The 24,424-nt window shown below is 64.8% G+C and carries 28 protein-coding genes and 1 pseudogene; 26 read left to right on the top strand and 3 right to left on the bottom strand.

Going from position 1 to position 24,424, the window contains the following annotated elements; genetic code table 11:
* Window positions 1–111: 111 nt before the first annotated feature.
* The 11 genes from B9N93_RS00265 (at window position 112) to B9N93_RS00215 (ending at window position 8,624) form a co-directional block, all read left to right on the top strand.
* Window positions 112–435 (top strand): ATP synthase subunit I, encoded by a 324-nt coding sequence (locus B9N93_RS00265; protein ID WP_176225069.1) that lies wholly within the window; start codon window positions 112–114, stop codon window positions 433–435.
* Between the two features lie 19 nt (window positions 436–454).
* The gene (gene atpB / locus B9N93_RS00260; RefSeq protein WP_085209795.1) at window positions 455–1,231 is read left to right on the top strand and encodes a F0F1 ATP synthase subunit A; all 777 of its coding nucleotides are present in this window, start codon (window positions 455–457) and stop codon (window positions 1,229–1,231) included.
* Between the two features lie 45 nt (window positions 1,232–1,276).
* Complete coding sequence (atpE, locus tag B9N93_RS00255; RefSeq protein ID WP_085209794.1) at window positions 1,277–1,549, top strand: F0F1 ATP synthase subunit C; 273 nt, start codon at window positions 1,277–1,279, stop codon at window positions 1,547–1,549.
* Window positions 1,550–1,603: 54 nt separating this feature from the next.
* Window positions 1,604–2,083, top strand: coding sequence for a F0F1 ATP synthase subunit B (locus B9N93_RS00250; RefSeq protein WP_085209792.1), 480 nt, complete (start codon window positions 1,604–1,606; stop codon window positions 2,081–2,083).
* Window positions 2,083–2,619, top strand: coding sequence for a F0F1 ATP synthase subunit delta (locus tag B9N93_RS00245; protein ID WP_085209790.1), 537 nt, complete (start codon window positions 2,083–2,085; stop codon window positions 2,617–2,619). The genes B9N93_RS00250 and B9N93_RS00245 overlap by 1 nt, the downstream gene beginning before the upstream one ends.
* A 16-nt stretch (window positions 2,620–2,635) precedes the next feature.
* The gene (gene atpA / locus B9N93_RS00240; RefSeq protein WP_085209788.1) at window positions 2,636–4,177 is read left to right on the top strand and encodes a F0F1 ATP synthase subunit alpha; all 1,542 of its coding nucleotides are present in this window, start codon (window positions 2,636–2,638) and stop codon (window positions 4,175–4,177) included.
* Between the two features lie 10 nt (window positions 4,178–4,187).
* Window positions 4,188–5,054 carry a F0F1 ATP synthase subunit gamma gene (atpG, locus tag B9N93_RS00235; RefSeq protein ID WP_085209786.1) on the top strand — a complete coding sequence of 289 codons (867 nt, stop codon included), beginning with the start codon at window positions 4,188–4,190 and terminating at the stop codon, window positions 5,052–5,054.
* Window positions 5,055–5,099: 45 nt separating this feature from the next.
* Window positions 5,100–6,482 carry a F0F1 ATP synthase subunit beta gene (gene atpD, locus B9N93_RS00230; protein ID WP_085209785.1) on the top strand — a complete coding sequence of 461 codons (1,383 nt, stop codon included), beginning with the start codon at window positions 5,100–5,102 and terminating at the stop codon, window positions 6,480–6,482.
* A 15-nt stretch (window positions 6,483–6,497) separates the two neighbouring features.
* Window positions 6,498–6,920: a F0F1 ATP synthase subunit epsilon gene (locus tag B9N93_RS00225; RefSeq protein WP_085209783.1), complete on the top strand. Its 423-nt coding sequence runs from the start codon at window positions 6,498–6,500 to the stop codon at window positions 6,918–6,920.
* Window positions 6,921–7,066: 146 nt separating this feature from the next.
* Window positions 7,067–7,876: a lysophospholipid acyltransferase family protein gene (locus B9N93_RS00220; protein ID WP_085209781.1), complete on the top strand. Its 810-nt coding sequence runs from the start codon at window positions 7,067–7,069 to the stop codon at window positions 7,874–7,876.
* Complete coding sequence (locus B9N93_RS00215) at window positions 7,860–8,624, top strand: glycosyltransferase family 2 protein (RefSeq protein WP_085209779.1); 765 nt, start codon at window positions 7,860–7,862, stop codon at window positions 8,622–8,624. Before B9N93_RS00220 ends, B9N93_RS00215 begins: the two co-directional genes overlap by 17 nt.
* Here the strand turns inward: B9N93_RS00215 and B9N93_RS00210 are convergent.
* Together B9N93_RS00210 and B9N93_RS00205 are read right to left on the bottom strand one after the other, a co-directional pair.
* Complete coding sequence (locus B9N93_RS00210) at window positions 8,572–9,315, bottom strand: class I SAM-dependent methyltransferase (protein WP_085209777.1); 744 nt, start codon at window positions 9,313–9,315, stop codon at window positions 8,572–8,574. The two genes, B9N93_RS00215 and B9N93_RS00210, sit on opposite strands and share 53 nt — an antisense overlap.
* Window positions 9,312–10,127, bottom strand: coding sequence for a polysaccharide deacetylase family protein (locus B9N93_RS00205; protein ID WP_085209776.1), 816 nt, complete (start codon window positions 10,125–10,127; stop codon window positions 9,312–9,314). Before B9N93_RS00205 ends, B9N93_RS00210 begins: the two co-directional genes overlap by 4 nt.
* Window positions 10,128–10,363: 236 nt before the next feature.
* Between B9N93_RS00205 and B9N93_RS26775 the strand changes: the two are divergent.
* The 15 genes and pseudogenes from B9N93_RS26775 to B9N93_RS00135 form a co-directional block, all read left to right on the top strand.
* Window positions 10,364–10,738: pseudogene (locus B9N93_RS26775) on the top strand (class I SAM-dependent methyltransferase); the annotation flags it as partial.
* Between the two features lie 20 nt (window positions 10,739–10,758).
* Window positions 10,759–11,022: a hypothetical protein gene (locus B9N93_RS26130; RefSeq protein WP_254899309.1), complete on the top strand. Its 264-nt coding sequence runs from the start codon at window positions 10,759–10,761 to the stop codon at window positions 11,020–11,022.
* Between the two features lie 107 nt (window positions 11,023–11,129).
* The gene (locus B9N93_RS00195) at window positions 11,130–12,425 is read left to right on the top strand and encodes an NAD(P)/FAD-dependent oxidoreductase (RefSeq protein WP_085209772.1); all 1,296 of its coding nucleotides are present in this window, start codon (window positions 11,130–11,132) and stop codon (window positions 12,423–12,425) included.
* Window positions 12,426–12,502: 77 nt separating this feature from the next.
* Window positions 12,503–13,462, top strand: coding sequence for a chorismate transformation FkbO/Hyg5 family protein (locus B9N93_RS00190; protein WP_085209770.1), 960 nt, complete (start codon window positions 12,503–12,505; stop codon window positions 13,460–13,462).
* A 60-nt stretch (window positions 13,463–13,522) separates the two neighbouring features.
* Window positions 13,523–13,792: a phosphopantetheine-binding protein gene (locus tag B9N93_RS00185; RefSeq protein ID WP_085209769.1), complete on the top strand. Its 270-nt coding sequence runs from the start codon at window positions 13,523–13,525 to the stop codon at window positions 13,790–13,792.
* 5 nt (window positions 13,793–13,797) lie between these two features.
* Window positions 13,798–14,472, top strand: a complete 675-nt coding sequence (locus tag B9N93_RS00180) for a COG4648 family protein (RefSeq protein WP_085209767.1) — start codon at window positions 13,798–13,800, stop codon at window positions 14,470–14,472.
* A gap of 8 nt (window positions 14,473–14,480) precedes the next feature.
* Window positions 14,481–14,768 carry a hypothetical protein gene (locus B9N93_RS00175; protein WP_217807240.1) on the top strand — a complete coding sequence of 96 codons (288 nt, stop codon included), beginning with the start codon at window positions 14,481–14,483 and terminating at the stop codon, window positions 14,766–14,768.
* Window positions 14,765–15,664, top strand: coding sequence for an LpxL/LpxP family acyltransferase (locus tag B9N93_RS00170; protein ID WP_085209762.1), 900 nt, complete (start codon window positions 14,765–14,767; stop codon window positions 15,662–15,664). The genes B9N93_RS00175 and B9N93_RS00170 overlap by 4 nt, the downstream gene beginning before the upstream one ends.
* Complete coding sequence (locus B9N93_RS00165; RefSeq protein WP_125468772.1) at window positions 15,639–16,241, top strand: LolA-related protein; 603 nt, start codon at window positions 15,639–15,641, stop codon at window positions 16,239–16,241. The genes B9N93_RS00170 and B9N93_RS00165 overlap by 26 nt, the downstream gene beginning before the upstream one ends.
* Window positions 16,238–18,559 (top strand): MMPL family transporter, encoded by a 2,322-nt coding sequence (locus B9N93_RS00160; RefSeq protein WP_125468771.1) that lies wholly within the window; start codon window positions 16,238–16,240, stop codon window positions 18,557–18,559. The genes B9N93_RS00165 and B9N93_RS00160 overlap by 4 nt, the downstream gene beginning before the upstream one ends.
* Window positions 18,560–18,566: 7 nt before the next feature.
* Window positions 18,567–19,808, top strand: a complete 1,242-nt coding sequence (locus tag B9N93_RS00155) for a beta-ketoacyl-[acyl-carrier-protein] synthase family protein (protein WP_254899308.1) — start codon at window positions 18,567–18,569, stop codon at window positions 19,806–19,808.
* Window positions 19,805–20,599 (top strand): beta-ketoacyl synthase chain length factor, encoded by a 795-nt coding sequence (locus tag B9N93_RS00150; protein WP_085209756.1) that lies wholly within the window; start codon window positions 19,805–19,807, stop codon window positions 20,597–20,599. Before B9N93_RS00155 ends, B9N93_RS00150 begins: the two co-directional genes overlap by 4 nt.
* Entirely contained in the window at window positions 20,590–21,024 is a 435-nt protein-coding gene (locus B9N93_RS00145; RefSeq protein WP_085209754.1) for a hotdog family protein, read from the top strand. The genes B9N93_RS00150 and B9N93_RS00145 overlap by 10 nt, the downstream gene beginning before the upstream one ends.
* Window positions 21,024–21,743, top strand: a complete 720-nt coding sequence (gene fabG / locus B9N93_RS00140; protein WP_085209752.1) for a 3-oxoacyl-ACP reductase FabG — start codon at window positions 21,024–21,026, stop codon at window positions 21,741–21,743. Before B9N93_RS00145 ends, fabG begins: the two co-directional genes overlap by 1 nt.
* Window positions 21,740–23,014 carry a cation:proton antiporter gene (locus B9N93_RS00135; protein ID WP_085209750.1) on the top strand — a complete coding sequence of 425 codons (1,275 nt, stop codon included), beginning with the start codon at window positions 21,740–21,742 and terminating at the stop codon, window positions 23,012–23,014. Before fabG ends, B9N93_RS00135 begins: the two co-directional genes overlap by 4 nt.
* 1 nt (window position 23,015) lies before the next feature.
* On the opposite strand, the gene B9N93_RS00130 is transcribed toward B9N93_RS00135, so the two are convergent.
* Entirely contained in the window at window positions 23,016–24,317 is a 1,302-nt protein-coding gene (locus B9N93_RS00130) for an AMP-binding protein (protein ID WP_085209748.1), read from the bottom strand.
* Window positions 24,318–24,424: the final 107 nt, after the last annotated feature.

Raw genomic sequence — 24,424 nt, 5'->3', positions numbered from 1 at the left:
CCACGCGCATTGATCTTTACAAGTGCGGTTGATAGCATACGTCGGAATTTGCATCGGGTAAGCTGAATGGGTCCGAATTCCCTCTTCCCTGTTGTGGGATGGATACTCCGAATGCAGTTATTAGCGGTCGCCCTGATTACCCTTGTGGTCTGGGCCGTGTGGGGTTGGATGCCCGCCAGATCGGCATTTTTGGGCGGTATGACCGCTTTCCTGCCGAACGCTTACTTCGCCGTCAAATTCGGATCACCCGATTCCACCCGGACGGCCAAGGACATCGTAAAACGGTTCTACTACGGCGAAACCATAAAATTAATTACAACCGCCGTACTGTTTGTTTTCATCTTCCAATTGCCTGATATTATGTTTGCCCCGTTATTCACCGGCTTCGGATCGGTATTAGCGGTATTTTGGTTTGCGCTTTTGGCGCGTGGTTAAGGATTATAGAGAGAATACTATGGCAACCGAGGCACACGGTTCTGGCGGAGCCACCGGCTACATCGTCCATCACTTGACCCCCCTGTCTTCCGGCGAAGGCTTCTGGACCTTCCATTGGGATACCCTCTTCTTCTCCGCCGCGCTAGGCGCTTTCTTCTTGATTTTATTCCGCAAAGCCGCGGTGGAAGCGACCACCGGCGTTCCCGGACCCTTGCAGAATTTCGCGGAAATGCTGGTCGAGTTCGTGGACGGCCAAGTCAAGGATGCCTTCCACGGTGATAGCAAAGTCATCGCCCCGCTGTCCCTCACGATTTTCGTGTGGATTTGGCTCATGAACTTTATGGACTTGATCCCTGTCGATTTGCTGCCGCTGATCGGTTCGGCGATGGGACTCGAATATATGCGTGTCGTGCCCAGCACCGATTTGAACGCGACTTTCGGCATGTCCATCTCGGTGTTCTTCTTGATCCTGTTCTATAGCGTCAAGGTCAAGGGTCCGATAGGTTTCGCCAAGGAATTAGCGTTAACCCCGTTCGGGAAATGGATGATTCCTTTCAACCTTTTGCTCAAAGTTGTGGAAGAAATCGCCCGTCCGGTTTCTCTCGCGCTGCGACTTTTCGGCAATATGTATGCGGGCGAGTTGATCTTCATCCTCATCGCCTTGCTGCCTTGGTTTATCCAGCCCTTGCTGAGTTTCCCCTGGGCGGTATTCCATATCCTGATTATTACCCTGCAAGCTTTCATATTCATGGTGCTGACCATCGTCTATTTGAGCTTGGCCCACGAAGATCACTAATCCCTATTTAACTTAACCCACACACTCTCGTTCTGGAGGAGAAAAATGGAAATCGCATCTATCGCTAGCGTTCAAGGTCTGACCGCCATCGCCGTCGGTATCATTCTGGGCATGGGCGCTCTGGGCACCGCCATCGGCTTTGGCCTCCTGGGCGGCAAGTTCTTGGAAGGCGCGGCCCGCCAGCCGGAAATGGTGCCGATGCTGCAAGTGAAAATGTTCATTGTCGCCGGTTTGTTGGACGCCGTGACCATGATCGGCGTGGGTTTGGCCCTGTTCTTCACCTTCGCCAACCCGTTCCTGTCGGCCCTCAAGGGTTAATGCGCTTCCAAACCGGAAGCCGCCACTACGGATTAATTCAAGAGGACAAGCGCTGTGAGTATTAACGCCACTCTGATCGGCCAGATGATCACGTTCGCGCTTCTGGTGTGGTTCACCATGAAGTACGTGTGGCCACCCTTGATGCAAGCCCTGGAAGAGCGCAAGAAGAAGATCGCCGACGGCCTCGCCGCCGCGGACAAAGGCAAGCACGAGATGGAACTGGCCGAAAAGCGTGCGACCACTTTGCTGCGTGAAGCCAAGGATCAAGCCGCCGACCTCGTGAGTCTGGCCCAGAAGCGGGCCAACGAACTGGTCGATGAATCCAAGCAACAGGCCAAGGTCGAAGGCGACCGGATCAAAACCGCCGCCCAGGCCGAGGTCGAACGCGAAATCCAGAAGGCGAAAGAAGGCTTGCGCTTGCAGGTCGCCGAACTGGCCATCGCCGCCGCCGGACAAATCCTGCAAAAGGAAGTCGACCAGGACAAGCACAGGGACATCATCGACAACTTGGCTAAGGAATTGGGTCAAGCATAATGGCCGAACTAACGACATTGGCCCGGCCTTACGCCGTCGCCGCTTACCAGCGGGCCAAGGAAACTGGAACCGCCGCGCAATGGGCGGATGCCTTGGCCTTCGTCGCCGCCGTGATGGATGACCAGCGCATCCTGGCGGCCGCCACGAATCCGAAAACCCAGCGCGAGGCTTTCACCCGCGCGTTCCTCGACCTGTGCCAAGGCCAGTTGGAGGGAGAAACCGGGAACTTCGTCCGGTTGCTCATCCAGAACCGGCGTCTCGGGCTGGTCAAATACATCGCCGAGCAATTCCGGGAATACAAGGCGGAAGACGAGGGTTATGTCGAGGTCGATGTCGCGTCGGCGTATCCCTTGGAGGAGTCCGAACAATCCAAAGTGGTCGCCGCGGTCGAAGGCTTCTTGAAGAAGAAAGCCCATTTGCGGGTCACGGTCGATGCCGCCTTGATCGGTGGCGTCTACATCCGCGCCGGGGACCGCGTGATCGACGCTTCCGTGCGCGGCCAGATCGAGCGCTTGACTAAGAGCCTCTGGAACTAGAGCGAGATAAAGAATCATGCAGCTGAATCCATCAGAAATCAGTGAACTCATCAAGGCGCGCATCCAGAATTTCGATCTGGGCGTAGAGTCGCGCACCGAAGGCACCATCGTCAGCGTCACCGACGGCATCGTGCGCGTCCATGGCCTGACCGATGTGATGCAGGGGGAAATGGTTGAATTCCCCGGCAATAGCTACGGTATGGCTTTGAACTTGGAACGCGATTCGGTCGGTGCCGTGGTCTTGGGACCGTACGAGCATTTGGCCGAAGGCGACACCGTACGTTGTACCGGCCGCATCTTGGATGTGCCGGTGGGCCGTGGCTTGTTGGGTCGTGTGGTCGATGCCTTGGGCAATCCCATCGATGGCAAAGGCCCGATCTACTTCGAAGAACGTTCCCCCATCGAAAAAATCGCCCCCGGCGTAATCGCCCGTCAATCGGTCAGTCAGCCGCTGCAAACCGGCTTGAAGTCCATCGACTCCATGATCCCGGTGGGTCGCGGCCAGCGTGAGTTGATCATCGGCGACCGCCAGACCGGCAAGACCGCCATCGCCATCGATGCCATCATCAATCAGAAGGGCACCGGCGTTAAGTGCATCTACGTCGCCATCGGCCAGAAGCAGTCGTCCATCGCCAACGTGGTGCGCAAGCTGGAAGAACATGGCGCGATGGAACACACCATCATCGTCGCCGCCTCCGCTTCCGAATCCGCCGCGCTGCAATTCATCGCGCCGTACTCCGGTTGCTCCATGGGCGAATTTTTCCGCGACCGCGGCGAAGACGCGCTCATCATCTATGACGATTTGACCAAGCAAGCTTGGGCCTACCGGCAGATTTCCTTGCTGCTGCGCCGCCCGCCGGGGCGCGAAGCCTATCCGGGTGACGTGTTCTATCTGCATTCCCGTTTGCTGGAGCGCGCTTCCCGCATCAACGCCGAAGAAGTTACGAAGCTCACCAATGGTGCCGTGACCGGCCAGACCGGCTCACTCACCGCCCTGCCGATCATCGAAACCCAGGCTGGCGACGTGTCCGCCTTCGTGCCGACCAACGTGATCTCCATCACCGACGGCCAGATTTACCTGGAAACCAACCTGTTCAACGCGGGCGTCCGCCCCGCCGTGAACGCCGGTCTCTCGGTGTCCCGCGTCGGTGGTGCGGCCCAGACCAAGATCATCAAGAAGCTTGGCGGCGGTATCCGTCTCGACTTGGCGCAGTTCCGTGAATTGGCGGCTTTCGCCCAGTTCGCTTCCGATCTCGACGAAGCCACCCGCAAGCAGATCGAACGCGGCCAGCGCGTGACCGAACTGATGAAGCAAAGCCAATATGCCCCCTACAGCGTCGCCCAGATCGCGGTGTCGTTGTTCGCGGCCAACGAAGGCTTCGTGGATGACGTGCCGGTCAATAAAGTCCGTGATTTCGAAGACGCCCTGCAAGGCTACATGAAGTCCGCCCAGGCGGCCCTCATGGACCAGATCAACGCGACCGGCGACTACAACGACGAGATCCAGGCGGGCTTGCGCAACGCGCTGACCCAGTTCAAAGCAACCCACACCTGGTAAGGTTAAAGCGATGGCCGTCGGCAAAGAAATCCGCCTGAAGATCGCGAGTATCAAGAATACTCAGAAGATCACCCGCGCCATGGAAATGGTCGCCGCCAGCAAGATGCGCAAGACCCAGGATAGGATGCAGGCCACCCGCCCGTATTCCCGGAAGATCGCCCAGATCATCCAGCATCTGGCGACCGCTAACCCGGAATATAAACATCCGTTCATGGTCGAGCGCGATGTGAAGAAGGTGGGCGTGATCCTGATTTCCTCCGACCGTGGTTTGTGCGGTGGCTTGAACGCCAACCTATTCCGTCTGGCCCTGCGTAAGCTGCGCGGCTGGACCGAGGACGGCACCGGCGTCAAGCTCTGCACCATCGGCCAGAAGGGTTCGGTGTTCTTCAATTCGGTCGGTGCCGACATCGTCGCCCAGGCCACCAAGCTGGGTGACCGGCCCCACTTGGAGAATATCATCGGCGTCATCAAGGTCATGCTGGACGAGTACAACGAAGGCAAGATCGACCAGTTGTACGTACTCCACAACGAGTTCGTGAACACCATGACCCAGAAGCCCAACCTGGTCCAATTGCTCCCGATCAACGCCGGCGAACTCAGCGAAGAGCCGAACAAGGGCCAATGGGACTACCTGTACGAGCCGGACGCCAAGGAAGTGCTGGACCAGCTTCTGGTCCGGTACGTCGAATCCATCGTGTTCCAGGGGCTGGTCGAGAACAACGCTTGCGAACAAGCCGCCCGGATGGTGGCGATGAAGAGCGCTTCCGACAACGCCGGCAAGCTCATCAAAGAGTTGCAGTTGATCTACAACAAGGCGCGGCAAGCGGCCATCACCCAGGAAATCGCGGAAATCGTCGGCGGCGCGGCCGCCGTCTAAACGGGCCGATCACGCATCACCCCAAAAGATTTTAAGAGGACAACAATGAGTTCGGGCAAAATCGTTCAGATTATCGGCGCCGTCGTGGACGTGGAATTTCCGCGCGAGGTGCTGCCGAAGGTATACAACGCGCTAAACGTCCAAGAAAGCAAAACCGTGTTGGAAGTCCAACAACAGTTGGGCGACGGCGTGGTCAGGACCATCGCCATGGGCAGCACCGACGGTTTGAAGCGCGGCCTCGCGGTCGCCGACACCGGCGCGGCGATTTCCGTGCCGGTCGGCAAGGAAACCCTGGGCCGCATCATGGACGTCTTGGGCAACCCCATCGACGAAAAAGGCCCCATCGGCGAACAAGCCCGCTGGGGTATCCACCGCAAAGCGCCGAGCTTCGAGGAACAAGCCGCCGCCAACGAGCTGTTGGAAACCGGCATCAAAGTGATCGACTTGGTTTGCCCCTTCGCCAAGGGCGGCAAGGTCGGTTTGTTCGGGGGCGCGGGCGTGGGCAAGACCGTCAATATGATGGAATTGATCCGCAACATCGCCATCGAGCATAGCGGTTACTCCGTGTTCGCCGGTGTGGGCGAACGTACCCGCGAAGGCAACGACTTCTACCACGAAATGAGCGAAGGCGGCGTACTCGACAAGGTGTCGCTGGTCTACGGCCAGATGAACGAGCCGCCGGGCAACCGTCTGCGCGTGGCGCTGACCGGCCTGACCATGGCGGAATATTTCCGCGACGAAGGCCGTGACGTGCTGCTGTTCATCGACAACATCTACCGCTACACCCTGGCCGGTACCGAAGTGTCGGCGCTGTTAGGCCGTATGCCTTCCGCCGTGGGTTATCAGCCGACCCTGGCCGAAGAAATGGGCGTGCTGCAAGAGCGCATCACCTCCACCAAGATCGGTTCCATTACCTCCATCCAGGCCGTGTACGTGCCCGCCGACGACTTGACCGACCCGTCCCCGGCGACCACCTTCGCCCACTTGGACGCCACCGTGGTGTTGTCGCGTCAGATCGCGGAACTGGGCATCTATCCCGCCGTGGACCCGCTGGACTCCACCAGCCGCCAGCTCGACCCGCTGGTCGTGGGCCAAGAGCATTACCAAACCGCCCGCCGGGTGCAGTCCACCTTGCAGCGCTACAAGGAACTGCGCGACATCATCGCGATCCTGGGCATGGACGAACTGTCCGAGGAAGACAAGCTCACCGTGTCCCGCGCCCGCAAGATTCAGCGCTTCCTGTCGCAACCGTTCTTCGTGGCTGAAGTCTTCACCGGCTCGCCCGGCAAGTACGTGTCGCTGAAGGACACCATCGCCGGGTTCAAGGGCATCGTCGAAGGCGAATTCGACGACGTGCCGGAACAGGCGTTCTACATGGTCGGCAGCATCGACGAAGCCTTGGAAAAAGCCAAGCGTTTGGCTGCCTGATAGGGGTAAGACATCATGGCGATGACGATCCATGTGGACATCGTGAGCGCGGAAGCCGCGATTTATTCGGGCCAAGCGGAACTGGTGGTGGCTCCGGCCGAAATGGGCGAAGTCGGTATCGCCGCCCGCCACGCGCCCTTCCTCAGCCGGTTGAAGCCGGGCGAGGTTCGCGTGAAAGTCAGCGCCGACGAGGTCCATCCGTTCTATATCTCCGGCGGAATGATCGAGGTACAGCCGCATCTCGTGACGATCCTGGCCGATTCCGCCATCCGCGCCCGCGACATCGACGAGATGGCGGCGCTGGAGGCCAAGCGCCAAGCCGAGGATATGCTGGCCGATAAATCCGGCAAGCTCGATTACGCCCAGGCCCAAGCCCAGTTGGTCGATGCCATGGCGCAGTTGCGGACCTTGGAGAAATACCGGAAAGGCCGCGGCTGACGCGATCCCACCCAGTACGGAAAAACCCGGCGGAGCAGCGATGTTCCGCCGGGTTTTTTTATTGCCACGATTCCCACGTACAATCGGGGTCGGCCCCCACGCGCCATCGTGTGGATTTTCAGGAAGAACCCTCCACGGCCTACCCCATGCGGAAGCTCAAAATCCTCTACGAATACGCCGCGCTGTGCTTCGGATTGGCGTTCCTGGCTGGCTTGTGCATCGCCTGGTCGCTGCTGGCGGCGACGCTGTGCCGCTGCTTGCCGGAACGCCGGGGCCGACAACTCGGGCGCTGGGTCATCATGGCGGGGTTCCGGCTCTATCTTGCCGTGCTGGGCTGGATCGGCGCGTGCCGTTTCGATCTTTCGGCCTTGGATGCCCTGCGTGGCGGACCGGCCCTGATTCTCGCGCCCAACCATCCCGGCCTGCTCGACGCCGTGATGATTTTGTCCCGCCTGCCGGATGTGGCCTGCATCCTCAAGGCCAGCCTGATGGATAATCTGCTGTTCGGGGCCGGGGCGCGGCTGGCCTGCTATATCCGCAACGATACGGGCCATGCGATGATCAAGCGGGCGGTGCGGGCCTTGGACGATGGCAGCCACCTCCTGCTGTTTCCCGAAGGCACCCGCACCACCCGTCCGCCGGTCAACGCCTTCAAGGGCAGCACGGGGCTGATCGCACATCACGCGCGGGTGCCGGTACAAACGGTGTTCATCGAGACCGATTCGCCCTTCCTGGGCAAGCGTTGGCCTTTGCACCGCCGCCCGGATTTGCCGCTCAGCTACCGCGTGCGCTTGGGGCGGCGGTTCGATCCGCCCGAGGATATCCGCGGCTTCACCCGCGTACTCGAAACCTATTTCGCCGCCGAACTCGGCGTGAACCCCCTATCCGCCCGCCGGCCCGCCGTGCCGGGATACCCACGGACCCGCCAGGAAACCGCCGATGAATCCTCCCTTTGATACCCATCTGGTTTTGATCCCCAGCTACAACCCCGGTCCCAAGGTCCACGCGACCGTGGCCGAGGCGCGGCGCTATTGGAGTCCGGTCTGGGTGGTGGTCGATGGCAGCACCGATGGCACGGCGGCAAGCCTCGCGGCGTTGGCGGCCCATGATCCGGGCTTGGTGGTGATCGTCCTGCCGGAAAACCGCGGCAAGGGCGCGGCGGTATTGCATGGGATCGAATTGGCGGCACAGGCGGGGTTTAGCCACGCCCTGACCATGGATTCGGACGGCCAGCATCCCGCCGCCTCGATCCCGGAGTTCATGGCGGCGTCAATGAGGGAGCCGGACGCCATGATCCTTGGTGTCCCCGTGTTCGATGCCAGCGCCCCGGCCTTGCGGGTCAAGGGCAGGAGAATCTCGAACTGGTGGGCCAACCTCGAAACCCTGTGGAGCGGCATCGGCGATTCGCTGTTCGGCTTCCGGGTCTATCCCATCGCGCCGCTACGCCGGGTGATGGCGGGGCGGCGCTGGATGCGGGGGTTCGATTTCGACCCGGAAGCGGCGGTGCGTCTGCGCTGGCTGGGGGTCGAGGCGGTCAACCTGCCCGCGCCGGTGAAATATTGGAGCCGGGAAGAAGGCGGCGTTTCCCATTTCGATTATTGGCGGGATAACCGCCTGCTGACCTGGATGCATATCCGCTTGGTGTTCGGTTTCATGCTCCGGCTGCCGGTCCTGTTGTGGCGGCGGTTGGTTTGCGGGCGATGAGCAATTGATTGGCGAAGGGCGTGCCTTGGGCCATCGGTAGGACTTCCACCGCGAAACCCAGTCTTTCCAGCAACGCCACCCAATCGCGCAAGGTCCGGCAATGCAGCCGGGCCAGTCCATGGCCCCGGACGAAGGCAACCCAGCGGTCCACCCAAAGACCGAACCCAAACTTCGCGCCGCCCGCAGCGTCTCCGATCCTGAGCAGCAGGGTTCCGCCAGGGGTTAGGGCCGCGTGGATGCGGGCCAGCAAGGCGGCTTGATCCGCGTGGCCGATGAAATGCAGCACATCGAGGATGACCACGGTATCGGGCGTGCCGAGGTCGGCAGCGCGGATATCGCCGGTAACAATGTCCGCGTCCGCGCCCAGGGTGGTGCGGGCGCGGTGGGCGTCGGCGGGCATGAGTTCGATGCCCCGGTAGGCGCGGATACGCGGCGGAGGGGGCCAAGCGTCGGGCCAAGCGCCGCAGCCATGGCGCTCCCTGGCGGCCTGGAGCCAAGCCGCGAGCAAGCCTTGGCCGCAGCCCAGGTCGAGGATATCCGCGTGGTCGGCGATCAAGCCCCGCGCCAAAAGGCCCGCGAACACGGGATCGCCCGCCAATTTGCCCTGTGCGAAATGCCAAGCGAAACGCCCCGCCGGACGGTAACGGGCGGCGGCGGTTGCCACCAATTCGGAGAGGTGGCGGGCGGTCATCGGCGGGCTTCCTCCAAGGTCACGGGTCGCAGTCCGGCGGCGGCGATGGCGTCCAGCAAGGGCGGCAGCGCCGCCAGGACCACGGGTTCGCCCGCCGCCGTCCGGCCCGCGTTGCCATCGTGCAGCAGCAAGATGTCCCCGGCCTTGAGCCCGCGCAGCAGCCTGCGGACCACCCGCGCCGGGTCGCGCTCGCGGGTATCGAAACCCCGGCGGGTCCAACTCGCCAAGGTCAGGCCGAACCGGGCCAGGGCCGGATCGAGCAGGGGATTGCGCAGGCCGAAGGGTGCCCGGAAAAAACACGGGCGGCAGCCGGTGGCCTGGGTCAAGGCGGCCTGTGCCAAGGCTAATTCCTGGGTGAAGCCGGCCCAGCCCGAGGCGGCGAAACCGGGGGTGTGGCGGTGGCTGTGGTTGCCGAGCGCATGGCCGCGGCGGGCGATGTCCCGGCACAGTTCCGGGTGGCGCAAAACCCGCTCGCCGATGCAAAAGAAGGTCGCCTTCGCGCCGTGGCGGTCGAGCAGGTCCAGCACGGCGGGGGTGATTGCGGGATCGGGCCCATCGTCCAGGGTGATGGCGATTTCGCCCCGGAGGGCGGCGGCGCGGGGTAGGGCGGTCCAGTTCGGGCCGAGTAGGCGGCTGCGGGGCCATAGGCCGGCCAGGCTTAGCACGGCTTGGTCGGCGGCGACGATCCCCAGGCTCCAAGCCCACAGGTCGGGTCGCCACAGCCACACCGCGGCCGCGCCGAGATGCGCCAGGACGGACAGGACGATGAAGGGAGGGGGATGCCAGGGGCTAGGGGTATCGGTGTCGGTCATGGACGGGTTGGCTGGCTGGGCGGTGGGTTCTTTGACGGTCCGCGCATGGGGGATATGGTCCGGGACGCCATTCCGCAGGGATAATAAACCGAAACTCGCTATTCAATCCGGTGGGATGCCGCGATCCGGCGGAATCGCTGAAACTACTTTCCGGCCCATCGATCCCAGTTTGCCGCATCCCGGAACCATGAACGCCGATCACCGATTCGCGCCGCATCCCGTACTTGCGCCCCATTATGCCTCCAGCGTGGAGAAGCAAGCCTTCCTGCGCCGGGTTTTCGACCAGTCCGCTCCCTATTATGAACGGGTGGCGGGTTGGGGGTTTTTCGGCACCGGGGATGGCGGTGGTGGATATCGCCGTAGGGACGGGCCTCACCGCCCGCGCCGCCGCCTATATCCTGGGCGATGCCGCCCGGATCGCCTGCGTCGAGCCTAGCCTCGGGATGCTCCGGGAAGCGGCCTGGCGCTTGCCCGCCGCCCAGCATGTCCTCGGCACGGCGGATGCGGTGCTTCTGGCTGGGGATGGCTTTGATTTCCTCAGCATGGGGTTCGCCCTGTGCCATGTGGAGAATCTGGCGACCGCGTTCCGCGAATTCCACCGTGTGCTGACGCCGGGGGGCGGCTGCTCATCATGGATATCACCAAGCCGGACGGTCCCATCGCCCAAGCCTGGGCCCGGCTGTATTTCCGCGATTTCATGCCGCGTTGCACCCAGTTCGTCACCGGCAGCCGCAAGGCCCGCTATCTCATGGAATATTACTGGGAAACCCTGGATTCGATGGTGGAATCGGCCCGCGTCCTGGAAGCCCTGGCGCTCGCGGGTTTCGAGCGGCCGCACCGCCATGTGGAAGCCCGCATCTTCAGCGAATACACGGCGCTCAAAGCGGCCCGGTGAGTGCGGGCTTTCGCGCTTTGGTATGGATTTTGTCAACTACATCCAGGTCCGTCCCGGCGAAAAACGGTATCCTTCGGATACCACGGAACTCCAAGAGGTTTGCCCTGATGCAGAACGCAACCCCCCGCAGCTGCGACGTCCTCGTCATCGGCGGCGGTCCCGCTGGTGCCGCTATCGGCACCTTGTTGGCCCGGCGCGGCTGGCATACGGTCGTGCTGGATAAGGACCGCCATCCGCGCTTCCACATCGGCGAAAGCCTGTTGCCGCTGAGCCTGCCTTATTTCGAGCAACTCGGCGTGCGCGAGGAACTCGACCGGATCGGGCTGAAGAAATACGCCGCCGAATTCCATTCCGTGTATCACGGCAAGCATGTGGCCTTCCAGTTCGGCGACGCCATCGATAAATCCTATCCCTATGCCTACGAGGTGCGGCGTTCGGAGTTCGACCATCTGTTGCTCAGGAATTGCGCGGCCCAGGGGGCCGAAGTCCACGAGGGCTGCCGGGTGGACGGCATCGAATACGCCGACGACGCCATCGCCGCCGTGAGCGCCGTGGACGACCGGGGCGGGCGGCAGAACTGGACGGCGCGGTTCTATGTCGATGCGACCGGCCGCGATACCTTGCTGGCCGACCACCTGGGCGTGAAAGAGGCCAACCCCCGCCACCGCAGCGCCGCCTTGTATGGCCATTTCCAAGGGGCCGAGCGCTGGACGGGCCGCGACGAGGGCAATATCAGCATCTATTGGTTCGATCACGGCTGGTTTTGGATGATCCCGCTACGCGACGGCACTATGAGCGTGGGCGCGGTCTGTCGCCCCGAATACCTGAAAAGCCGCGCCGTGCCGGTGGAACAATTCTTCCGCGATACCATCGCCTTGTGCCCCGGCGTGGCGGCGCGTTTGCAAAGCGCCAGCCTCGTGGGCGGCGTCACCGCCACCGGCAATTATTCCTACCAATCCCGGCGCATGACGGGCCGCAATTTTATCCTGGTGGGCGATGCCTATGCCTTCATCGATCCGGTGTTTTCCAGCGGGGTGCATCTGGCCTTGAACAGCGCCTTCCTGGGGGCCGAGGCGGTGGACGGCCTCCTGAAAGACCCGGCTTCGGCCCAGGCGCGGCTGGCCCGCTTCGAGCGTTCGATCAAGCGCGGTCTCAAGACCTTCTCTTGGTTCATCTACCGCGTCACCACGCCCGCCATCCGCGATTTGTTCATGCACCCCCAAAACGCCTTCCGTATGCAGGAGGCTGTGATTTCGCTGCTGGCCGGGGATATCTTCCGCAATACGCCGCTCATGCTACCCTTGTTCGCCTTCCGCTGGGTTTACCGCATCAATAGCCTGTGGATGCGCTGGCGTGGGGCGGCTACGCCACCGGGTCCGGCCCTGGTCGATGCCGGACCTTGAGTTTCCCTTTGCTGATCGCTTTTCCCATGCGCTGTGTTTCTTCCACGATAGCCGCTCCTTCCCATCCTGCTTCCTGGATGTCCGGTCTCCGCCTCGCCTATGCGCCCGCCGACCGGCTCCCGTTCGCCGGGGCGGGCGAGGCGCTGCTGGGCGTGATCGGTTATGGGGTTTGGCCGGGCGGCCTGGAACCGTCCGCCCTGCCCAGGGCTGATATCCCGCTGCAAGCCTTGGGCGGTCCCGCTTTCCTGGAGGCTTGGTATGCGCCGGGTCCGGTGGAATATGGCGAGGTTGGGGGTATCCGCTATGCCTTGAATGGCGAGTTGCTGTTCGGCAGGGTCCGGGTCGATGCTGCGGAACCCGACGCCGCCGCGCAGGGTGCCTACCGCCGCATCGTCGCATTGGCGCGGGCGCTGGGTTATCCGACCCTGGTGCGGATGTGGAACTACCTGCCCGATATCAACCGCGAGCAGTTCGGGCTGGAGCGTTATCGGCGGTTCTGCGTCGGGCGCTATCAGGCGTTCGCGGAGGCGGGTTCCGCCTTGGGCGAGGATTTGCCGGCCGCCAGCGCCATCGGCTCGGGACGCGATGATTTGTGGGTGGTGTTCCTGGCCGGGAAGGGCGGCGCGACCCAGATCGAGAATCCGCGCCAGATCAGCGCCTACCGCTACCCGCCGGTCTACGGGCCGCGCAGTCCTTCGTTTTCGCGGGCGATGGTGTTCGGGCGGACCTTGTTCATTTCCGGCACCGCCAGCATTGTCGGACACAAGACCGTGCATCCGGGCGATCTCCTCGGACAATGCCGGACCACGCTGGCGAACCTTAGGGCCATCCTGGCGCGGGCGGGAGCCGATGACCTAGCCCGCCTGGGGGACGCCGCCACCTGGAAGGTTTATCTCCGCCATCCCGGCGATTACGGGGCGGTGCGTGATGCTCTTGTCGATGCGTTGCATCCCGCCAGCCCCGTCCTCTATCTGGCCGGGGATATTTGCCGGGGCGATCTGTTGGTCGAGATCGAAGGCGTCGTCCGCCTCCGCTAGGCACCGCCCAAGCCACGCGGCTACACTGCTATACCCACGCTTTCCGTAGAGAATTTCCCGATGTCCGCATTGAATCCGTTAGAACTCGAACTGGCGCGGCTGATGGTCGATGCCTTGAACCTGGATACCGAAGCCGGGTCCATCGACCCCGCCGCGCCTTTATACCGCGAAGGCCTGGGTTTGGATTCCATCGACCTGCTGGAACTGTCGGTGGTGGTTTCCAAGCGCTACGGGTTCCAGATCAAATCGGACGATCCCGATATCACCCGCATCTTCTCCTCGCTGGGGGCGCTGGCCGCCACCGTGGCGACCCGCCGCACCCTCGATTGAGCGCCATGGCCCAAGCCCGCTTGCCCCTGTTCACCGCCTTGGCGTTGGGGTTTCCGCTGCTGTCCTTCGCGCTGCTGCAATCCGGCCTGTTGCCGCCGGTCTGGCTGGGCCTGCCCAATGGCGTGTTGGCCCTGGGCTTGTTGCTGGGATTGTGCGTCGAGGGCGCGGCTTGGGTCCGGGCGGTGGCCATCGGCATGGGCGCGGGGCTGGCTTCGGCCGGGCTGGCCTTGTGGCCCGGTGATGCGGTGGCGGTGTTTCCGGTGGTGGTGAACCTATTGGTGGGCTGGCTGTTCCTGTCCACCTTGCGGCGCGGGCACGAACCCTTGATCACCCGCATCGCCCGCTTGGCCCGCAATGGCGAACCCATGGCGGACGCCTTGCTGCTTTATACCCGCCGCCTGACCGCCGCCTGGGCTGGGTTGTTCTGCCTATTGGCGCTGAATGCCACGGCGCTGGCCGTGTTCACCTCGACCCGGACCGTGGTGTTGTTCGGCAATACCCTGGATTACGCGCTGATGGCCTTGTTCTTCCTGGGCGAATACCTCTACCGCCGCCGCCGTTACCGCGATTACCGCCATGTCGGCCTGTCGCAGGTGATCCGCACCTTGCTCCGGCATGGCTGGCTGGCGCGGGAGAACCCACCCGCGCCCCGCACCGACGCCGTTTCGCAACGGTCTTGAGTCCGCCCGTGGAATTCACCATCCCGCAGCAGCATCCCGCCTTGGCCGGGCATTTCCCAGGACGGCCCATCGTGCCCGGCGTGGTCGTCCTGGACGAGGTGCTGGCGCTCCTGGCCCGGATCGAACCGGCCCGCCGGGTGTCCGGGATCGTCAGCGCCAAATTCACGGGGATTCTGGCACCGGGCGAAGCCTGCCGGGTGGAATTCGAACCTCGCGCCGATGGTGGTGTGCGTTTCATCTGTGTGGCGGCGGGACGGCCCATCGCGTCCGGCCTCCTGGCCCTGCTCCCGCCATGACCGAGGCTTGGCTCAATATTCCCGAGCGCAGCAGCCTGTTCTGGCTGCGGGCCATCGTTTGGATCGCGCTGCGGTTGGGGCGCGGGCTGGCTTGGTTGTTGCTCTATCCCATCACTGCGTATTTCCTGCTGTTCGCCAACCGCACCGGCGCGGCGTCCACGGCGTATCTGCGGCGGATTTTGGCGCGGGAACCGGGACTCGCCGAGCGCTTCCGACATTACCATACCTTCGCCTGCACCTTGTTGGACCGGGTCTATGTGCTGGCCGGGCAGGATCGGCGCTTGGATATCCGGGTGCATGGCCTGGAACTTTTGGAAAGCCGGGCGCGGTCGGGGCGGGGTTGCATCTTGGTGGGGGCGCATCTGGGCAGTTTCGAAATCATCCGGGCCGTGGGCCGGGTCCGGGGTGGCTTCAAGGTCAAAGCCCTGGTGCATGGCGAGCGCACGCCCTTGATCGCGGGGCTGTATCGCAGGCTCAATCCGGCCTTGCACGAGGATATTGTCGATATGGGCAATCCAAGCTCGCTGCTGGGGCTGGATGAGCATATCGCCGGGGGCGGATGGGTGGCTTTGCTGGGCGACCGCGCACTCCATGGCGATAAGCGCGTGTTATGCGATTTCCTGGGGGTACCGGCTTATTTCCCGCAAGCGCCGGTCTTGCTGGGGCAGATACTGCAAGCGCCCTTGCTGCTGTTCGTCTGCCTGCACCGGGGCTGGGGCCGCTACGAGGTCTATTTCGAGACCTTGACCGACGCGCCGCCCAGCTTGCCACGCGGGGAGCGCGAAACGGCGGTACGCGACATCATGCAGCGCTATGCCGGGCGCTTGGAGCATTACTGCCGTTTGGCCCCTTATAACTGGTTCAACTTCCATGATTTTTGGCGGATCGAAGATTAGGGGCGGCGGTTTGGTCTTGCTGGTGTTGTTGTCGGCGGGCGTGGTCCACGCCGCCGGGCCGCCCCCCGCGCTGACGCTGCCGGATTTGTTCGCCCGCCTCGCCGCCCGCTCCCATATGCGCGCCCGTTTCGTGGAAACCAAGACCCTGGCCGTGCTGAAAACACCGCTGCGGCTCGAAGGTACGCTCGAATTCCGCCGGCCCGCCTACCTCGCCAAGCATGTGGAACGGCCCGCGCCGGAGGATTACCTCATCGATGGCGGCAGCGTGACCGTGAGCAAGCCCGCTGCGGGCCAGAAGATCGAATTGGCCCTGGCGGATTATCCGGCGCTGGAGGCTTTCGCCGAGAGCCTCCGCGCACCTTTGGCGGGCGATCTGGCGGGGTTGTCGCGCTATTGGCGTCCCAGCCTGGGCGGATCGCGCAAGCGTTGGCTGCTGGCCCTGGCCCCGGTCCGCCCGGAATTGGTGGCGGTGATCCGTGGCGTCCGCCTGGAAGGTGAGGACGACCGGCTGCTCCGCATGGAGATCGAAGAGGCGGGCGGCGACCATGCTTCCCTCAGCTTCGAGCCGCTTCCGTGAGGGCTAAGGCACCGCTGCTGCTGTGGCTCTTGTGGCTGGCGTTGTGCGCATGGTGGCTGCTATTCCGCACCGCCATCACCACCGACCTGACTTTCTTCCTGCCCCGCGATGCCGGGTTCCTGGATGCGGTGCTGGTGCAGCAGATGCGCGAGGGACCGGCATCCCGCGTATTGATGATCGCCCTGGAAAATGCCGACGAGGCCGCGCTGGCCGCCACCAGCCGCCAACTCGCGGCAAACTTGGCGTCCGATCCGCGCTTCGAGCGGGTGGACAATGGCGCGGTCGGGGCGGGTCTCGCCACCCTGGAACAGCACTTGTTCGCCCACCGCTATGGGCTGGACCCGGAGCCGGGGCCGGAACCATTCACCGCCGCCGCCCTGCATACCGCGCTGCAAGCCCGCTTGGCCGAATTGGCCTCGCCCACGGGGATGCTGCAAAAAGCCTGGCTGACCCGCGATCCCACCGGGGCATGGCAACGCCTATTGCAGGGCTGGCTGGTTGAGCGGGGGCCGGTGGCGCGGCGCGGGGTCTGGTTCGCGCGGGAGGGGCGGCGGGCTTTGCTGTTGGCGCGGACCCGTGCGTCCGGCTTCGATATCGCCGCCCAGGCCGAGGCGCTGGAACGGGTGCGGGAACGCTTCCAAACCCTGCGCACCGATCCCGCCATGCGGCTGGTGCTGGGGGGGCCGGGACCGCTCTCGGTGGAATCCAACCGCCGCATCACCCACGACGCCGCTTGGCTTTCGGGGCTGAACAGCGGCTTGGTCATGCTGCTGTTGTTCGGGGTGTACCGCTCGTTGCGGGTGTTGGGACTGGGCTTGGTGCCGCTCTTGACCGGGGTGGTGTCGGGGGCGGCGGCGACCCGTTGGGCCTTCGGCGAGGTCCACGGCATCACCTTGGGCTTCGGGGCGACCCTGGTCGGGGTGGCGGCGGATTATCCCAATCATTTCTTCACCCATTTGTCGCCACGCGAACCACCCGCCCGCGCCATGGCCCGGATTTGGCCCACGTTGCGACTGGGGCTGTTGACCAATGTCGCGGGGTTCGCGGCGATGCTGTTCTCGGGGTTCGCGGGGCTGGCCCAACTTGCGGTGTTCGCGGGCGGCGGGCTGCTGGCGGCGGGCTTGGCGACGCGCTGGGTGTTGCCGGTGTTGGCGGGAGATGGGACGGTGCGCTTGCCCGCTTGGGTGGAGCGGGGCGCGGGGTTTTCATGGCCTGGGTTTCCGCGCTGGCGCTGGCTGCCCTTCGGGCTGACGCTGCTGCTGGCGGCGCTGTTCATGCTGGGCGGTTCGCCCTTGTGGAACGATGATATCGCTGCCCTCAACCCGGTCCCGGCGGAACGGCAGGCGCTGGACGAAGCCTTGCGCCGCGATTTCGGCGTGCCGGACCTACGCAAGCTGGTGCTGGCGACCGGGCCGGATGCCGAGGCCGCCCTGCGCTTGTCGGAAGCCGTCGCCGTCGATCTCGAAGCCTTGAAGCGCGACCACGCCTTGGGCGGCTACGAACTGGCCGCCCGCTTCCTGCCCAGCCGCGCCGCCCAGGCCAGGCGGTTGGCGGCGTTGCCACCGGGGCCGGAGTTGGCCGCGAACCTGCGCGAAGCCTTGCGCGGGCTGCCGTTCAAGCCGGAGGCGTTCCAGCCGTTCCTGGACGGGGTCGAAGCCGCCCGCCGGCAAGCCCCGTTGAGCCGCGCCGACCTGGCCGATACCCCGTTCGCCGCCCAGGTCGATAGCTTGTTGCTGCCGTTGCAAGACCGCTGGGTGGCTTTGATCCCCTTGAGCGGCATCGCCGACCCTGCCGCCATCGCCGCCCGGCTCGCGCCCTGGCGGGAGCGGGGGGTGTATGACCTCGACCTGCGCGAGGAATCCACCCGCATAGTCCGCGACTACCGGCGCGAGGCCATCGCCTTGCTGGCCGGAAGCCTCGCCGCCATCGTCCTGTTGCTGGGGCTGGGTTTGCGCTCCTTGCCCCTGGCTGTGCGGGTGTTGGCTCCGGTCCTGACCGCCGGGCTGTGTACCGGGCTGGCCATGGCCGTGCTGTTCCATGGCTTGACCCTTTATCATCTGGTGTCCTTGCTGTTGGTGATGGGGCTGAGCCTGGATCAGGCTTTGTTCTTCAACCGCGACGCCGCCGACCCGGAAGAGCGCCGCCGCACCCTGTTATCCCTGTTGGTTTGTGGCCTGAGTTCGGTACTGGCGTTCGGCACGCTGGCGCTGTCGGACATCAATATCCTCCGTTCCATCGGGTCCACGGTGGCCTTGGGTGCCTTGCTCGCCATCGCCTTCGCCGCATGGCTGGCCCAACCGCGTCCCGTTCCGCGATAATTTCCCTATGTTTTTGGAATTAGAAACCCAAGCCCAAGCTTCGGCATTGGCTGTCTCCCCGCCCATGTCCCCCATCGCCATCCGCGCCTACGCCCTGGTCAACGCCTTGGGGCTGGGCCGGACCGCGACGCTGGCGGCCTTGCGCTCCGGGCGTTCGGGGCTGCGACCCTGCGATTTCCCAGGGACCGATCTTGCCACCTGGATCGGGCGGGTCGAGGGCGTCGAAGCGCTCCCCCTGCCCGCACGTTGGGCGCGCTACGAATGCCGCAACCACCGCCTGGCCCGGATGGCCCTGGAATGCGATGGCTTCGCCGACCGGGTGGCGGCGGCTTGCGAGCATTATGGTGCCGGGCGCGTCGGCGTGATCGTCGGCACCAGCACTTCCGGCATCCTCGAAACCGAAGCGGCCTACCGCGACCGCGATGCCCAAGGCCGTCTGCCCCGCGGTTTCCGCTACCGGCAGGTCCAGAATACTTTCGCCCTCGCCGATTTCGTCCGCGATTACCTAGGGCTCGCCGGTCCCGCCGTGGCGATATCGACGGCTTGCTCGTCCAGCGCCAAGGTCTTCGCCAGCGCGGCCCGCTGGTTGGCGGCGGATTGGTGCGATGCGGTGGTGGTGGGCGGGGCCGACAGCCTATGCCTCACGACCCTGTACGGCTTCGCGGCGCTGGAACTGGTCTCGGACGAGCCTTGCCGCCCGGCGGACGTGCTACGCAAAGGCATTTCCATCGGCGAAGGGGCCGGGTTCGCGTTGTTGGAGCGGGCCGGGGGCGGGTCCGGCCTGGCCTTGCTGGGTTATGGCGAAAGCGCCGATGCCTACCATATGTCCTCGCCGCACCCGGAAGGCGCGGGCGCGGCGGTCGCCATGGCCGAATGCCTGGGCCGCGCCGGGCTGGGACCGGGCGCGGTCGATTACACCGTGCTGCACGGCACCGCCACCCGTGGCAACGACAGCGCCGAGGACCGGGCGCTGCATACGGTGCTGGGTCCGGGCGCTCCGTGCAGTTCTATCAAGGGCTGGACCGGCCACACCCTGGGCGCGGCGGGCATCCTCAACGCGCTGGTCGCCTGCCTGTGCCTGGAGGAGGGCTTCGCGCCGCACAGCCTCCAAACCCGGCGGGTCGATCCCGATTTTTCCGCCCATATCCTGCTCGAACCCCGCTACCGCCCCATGAACGCCGTCCTGTGCAATGCCTTCGGTTTCGGTGGCAACAATGCCAGCCTGTTGCTCGGGAGGTTGGGACCATGAGGCGCGTGTATATCGCCGGGATCGGCGTGTCGGGACCGGGACTCGAAGGCTGGGCGGCGAGCCGGGCCATCCTGGCCGGGATCGAACCCTATGCGCCCGCCGCGCTGTCCCGCCCGACCGGGACCGGCCTGCCCGCCACCGAGCGCCGCCGCTCGACCCTGGTGACGCGCCTGGCCGTGGATGTGGCGGGCGCGGCCCTGGGCGGGGCCGACCCTGGCAATATCGTGGCGGTGTTCGCCTCCTCGGGCGGCGAGGTCGAGGTGATCCATGGCATCTTCGAGCAACTGGCCGGGACCGACCGCCGCCTTTCGCCCACGGCGTTCCATAATTCCGTGCATAACGCCGCCTCGGGCTATTGGAGCATCGCCACCGGCTGCCGGGGCGCGGTCGATAGTCTGTGCGGCTACGACGATAGCTTTGGTTCCGGGCTGGCCGAGGCTTTGCTGCGCTGCGGCCAGGAGGGCAGGGATGTGTTATTGGTGGCCTACGACCTGCCACCGCCGTTCCCGGTCGCGGAATTCAGGCCGTTGTCGGCCCCGTTCGGGATGGCTTTGCTGTTGCGGGTCAGCGCCGCGCCGGGTGTTTTCGCTGAACTGCGGGGCGGTTTCCTGCCGGAGGGCTTGCCCGCCACGCGCTTGGACGATCCGGGCTTGGAAAGCCTCAGGCTGGGCAACCCCGCCGCCCGCGGCCTGCCTTTATTGGCCGCCTTGGCCCGTGGTCTGGACACGGAAATCCGGCTCGGCTGCGGCATGGGCGGTTGCCTGCGCCTGGAGGTGCGGCCATGGCTTTGAGCCGCTCCGAATTCGCCCAGTGGCTTCCCCACGCCGGGTCCATGAGCCTGTTGGACCGGGTGTTGACCTACGATGCCGAGCGCCTGCATGCGACGGCCCAAAGCCATCGCGCGGCGGATAATCCGCTCCGGCGCGAAGGCGTGTTGTCCCCCTGCGCCGGGATCGAATACGCCGCCCAGGCCATGGCCGTGCATGGCGCTTTGTTGGCGGGCGGGGGCGCGGCGCGGCAGGGGTTTTTGGCCCTGGCGCGGGAAATCACCTGGACCGTGGTTCGCCTGGACGATATTCCCGCGGACCTGGATATTCACATCCATCAACTGGCGCTGCGGGCCGATAGCGCGATGTACGGATTCAGCCTCGCCGCCCTGGGCCGGGTCTTGGTCGCGGGGCGGGTGGCGGTGTTTTTTCCAGGGGAAACAGGGTGATGAAACAGGCTTTGGTGACGGGAGGCAGCGGTGCTATCGGCGCGGCGATTGTGCGGGCGCTGGCGGCGGAGGGCTTGCATGTGCTGATCCACGCCTACCGCAACCCGGAACGGGCGGAGGCGCTGGCCGGGGCAATCCACCAAACCGGCGGTTCCGCCGAAACCTTGGCTTTCGATGTGACCGACGCCGAAGCCTGCGCCCGTATCCTGGGAGAACGGAGCGAGGCCCGGCCCATACAGGTCGTGGTCAACAACGCCGGGTCGCACGAGGACGCCCCCATGGTGGGCATGAGCCGCGACCAATGGGACCGGGTGATCGATGTGTCCCTGAACGGGTTCTTCAACGTCACCCGGCCCTTGTTGATGCCGATGCTGCGGACCCGCTGGGGCCGGGTGGTGAATATCGCCTCGGTCGCGGCCCTGACCGGCAACCGGGGGCAGGCCAATTACGCCGCCGCCAAGGCCGGATTGATCGGGGCCAGCAAGTCGCTGGCCATCGAACTGGCGTCGCGCAATGTGCTGGTCAACGTGGTGGCGCCTGGCATCATCGAGAGCGCCATGAGCGGGGCGGCGTTCGACGCCGGGCGCATCGCGGCCTTGGTGCCCATGAAGCGGGCCGGTCGGCCCGAGGAGGTGGCCGATTTGGTCGCTTTCCTGGTTTCGGAACGGGCGTCCTATATCACCGGGCAGGTGTTCGGGGTCAACGGGGGCATGGTATGAAGGCGCAGGGCGCGGAAACCCTGCTGTGTTTCACCCTGTTGCAAATCGGCTTGATTATCGTGGCGGCGCGTGTGGCCGGTCATGCCGCGCGGAGGCTGGGGCAACCCCGCGCCGTGGGCGAGATCGTGGCGGGCTTGATGCTGGGGCCGTCGCTGTTCGGTGCTGTGGCCCCGGACGCTTTCCGCTGGCTGTTCCGCTCGGTGGATGCCGCGCCGCTGACCATTATGAGCCAGGTCGGCTTGATCCTGTTGATGTTCCAGGTCGGGCTGGAATTCGATTTTTCCCATCTGGGGGAGCGGCGCAACCGCCGGGCGATGGTCCTCGTCACGCTGGCGGGCATCGCTGTGCCCTTCGCGTTGGGCCTGGGCTTCGGCTGGGCTTCGGCCCCGGTCCTCGCACCCGGCATCCCGCCCTTGGCCTATAGCCTGCTGATCGGCGTCGCCCTGTCGATCACCGCCGTGCCCATCCTCGGGCGCATCATGATCGAATTCGGCCTGACCCGGCACCGTCTGGGCGTCATCACCATCGCGGCGGCGGCGGTCAGCGACGCGGTGGGCTGGGTGTTGCTGGCCTTGGTGGCGGCGGTGGCCGCGAGCCGGTTTTCCTGGACCGCGACCGCCATCCAAATCGGCGGGCTGTTGGCCTATCTGCTGGCGTCCTGGTTCGTCCTGCGGCCCGTATTGCGGCGCGTGCTGCGCTGGTTTCCCCATGGGCCGGACAGCCTACCGCAGGATTTGTTGGCGCTGCTGTTGGTCGTGGTGTTCGGTTCGGCGCTGCTGACCAGCCAATTGGGGATTTTCGCCATTTTCGGCGGCTTCACGGTCGGGGTGTTGCTGCACGACCGGCACGATTTGGTGAGCGCCTGGAAGCATCAGGTGGAGAACCTGATCATGGTGTTTTTCCTGCCGATCTTTTTCACCTACACCGGATTGAGGACCGATATCGGGAGCTTGGCCAGCGCCGAGTTGTGGGTCTGGTGCGGGCTGTTGATCGGATTGGCGGTGCTGGGGAAATTCGGCGGCTGCTACCTGGCGGCGCGGTGGGCCGGTCTCTCGGCGGCGGAATCGCGCAATATCGCCATCATGATGAACACTCGCGCCCTGATGGAATTGATCGTGGTCAACCTGGGCTATGACCTGGGACTCATCACCCGGCCCGTGTTCACCATGTTGGTGCTGATGGCCGTCGCCAGCACCCTGATGACCGCGCCCGGCCTGCGCCTGTGGTTGCCCGCCGCTGGGCACCGGATTCCGGGCGGGCGGGGCGCTTGAGTTAGCCGCCCGAGCGCTCCCGCAGCAGTTCCGCCAGTTTGTGCCGTGGCAGCTTGCCGGTCTCGTTGCGGGGCAGGGCGTCCAGCAAATGGACTGTGCGCGGTACGAAGGCCGGGTCGAGTTGCTCCCGCAAACGGCGGAGCAGGACCGCGGCGCTCAGGCCGGGGGCCACGGCGAAAGCGACCAAGCGGGCGGTTTTTCCATCTGTCTCGTCGGGCAGGAAGAACGCCCCGTCCACCACGCCGTCGATGTCCAGCAAGGCCCGGTTCAAGGCACCGATAGAATTGCGTTTGCCCGCGATGTTCAAGAGGTCGGCGGTGCGGCCCCGTAGCAGGAAATGGCGTTGCCCTTGCGGCTCGATGATATCGTTGAGCGGGATCGGGGCTGCCAGGTGCGCCGCGTGCAGATGCCCGGACTCGCCGTCCCCGGCCCAGGCGATGCCCTTGAACCAAGTCCATGCGGCACCCTCGACCGTCCTCCGGCTGGCGATGGAACCCGCCTCGGTGCAGCCGTAGATTTCGATGAGCGGGGCGCGGAAGCGGCGCTCGCATTCCCCGGCCAGCCCGGCATCCAGCGGTGCCGTGGCGGATACGATCCGATCCAGCGCGGGCCAGGTCTCGGCTGCGTCCATCATGGCCCGCAGGTGGATGGGCGTTGTCACCAGGATTTTGGGACCGGGGGCTGCGGCCAGGGCTTGCGCGATATCGCCGGGGAAGAAGGTTTTGGCCGCGTCCAACACCCCGCCCCGGCACAGCGGTAGCAGGATACTGAGTTCCAGGCCGTACATATGCTGGGGCGGCACGGTGGCGACGATGCGCTTGCCCCGCACCGAACCCAGCGCTTGCTCGATCAAGCGGGCGCTTTGGCAGAGGGAAGCCCAGGTTTTGGCGTGGGCCTGGGGTTCGCCGGTGCTGCCCGAGGTGAAGGCGATCAAGGCCAAGCGTTCCGGCGGGATCGTGGCCGGGACCGGATGGGCCGGTGGCGGCAGGGTTCCGAGGTCGATCCGGTAGCCGTCCGCGCCCAGGGCGCAGGGTGTGGCGCCGTCGATCAGGCGCAACGCGCCCGGATAGCCTTGTTCGAGCAAGGCCAGATTGCGCGGGCTGCGGTCGGGCGGGGCGAGCGTGACGATGCCCCGTGCCAGACAGGCCGCGAAAGCCACGCAGAAGTGGTAGCGGTCCTCGCAAAAATTCACGGCATAAGGAGCGTCGGGCAGGTGTTCGGCCAAGGCCGCGACCTGGGCCTGGAAGCGCTGCAACGGGATGGTTTGGCCGCGATGGGCCGCGAAAGGGGAATCGGGTGACACGTCTTTGGATCGGTGGCGGGTTGCGGGATTGCTGGGCTAGCGGGACACTAAGTTTAAACGCTCCGCCGGTTAAAATGATGCTGCGGGGCGTGGGGTAAGCCATCCCC

The sequence above is a fragment of the Methylomagnum ishizawai genome (assembly GCF_900155475.1).
GTDB lineage: Bacteria > Pseudomonadota > Gammaproteobacteria > Methylococcales > Methylococcaceae > Methylomagnum > Methylomagnum ishizawai_A.
Note: the sequence above shows the minus strand (reverse complement) of the source record. Positions and strands in the feature narration are given on the sequence as shown.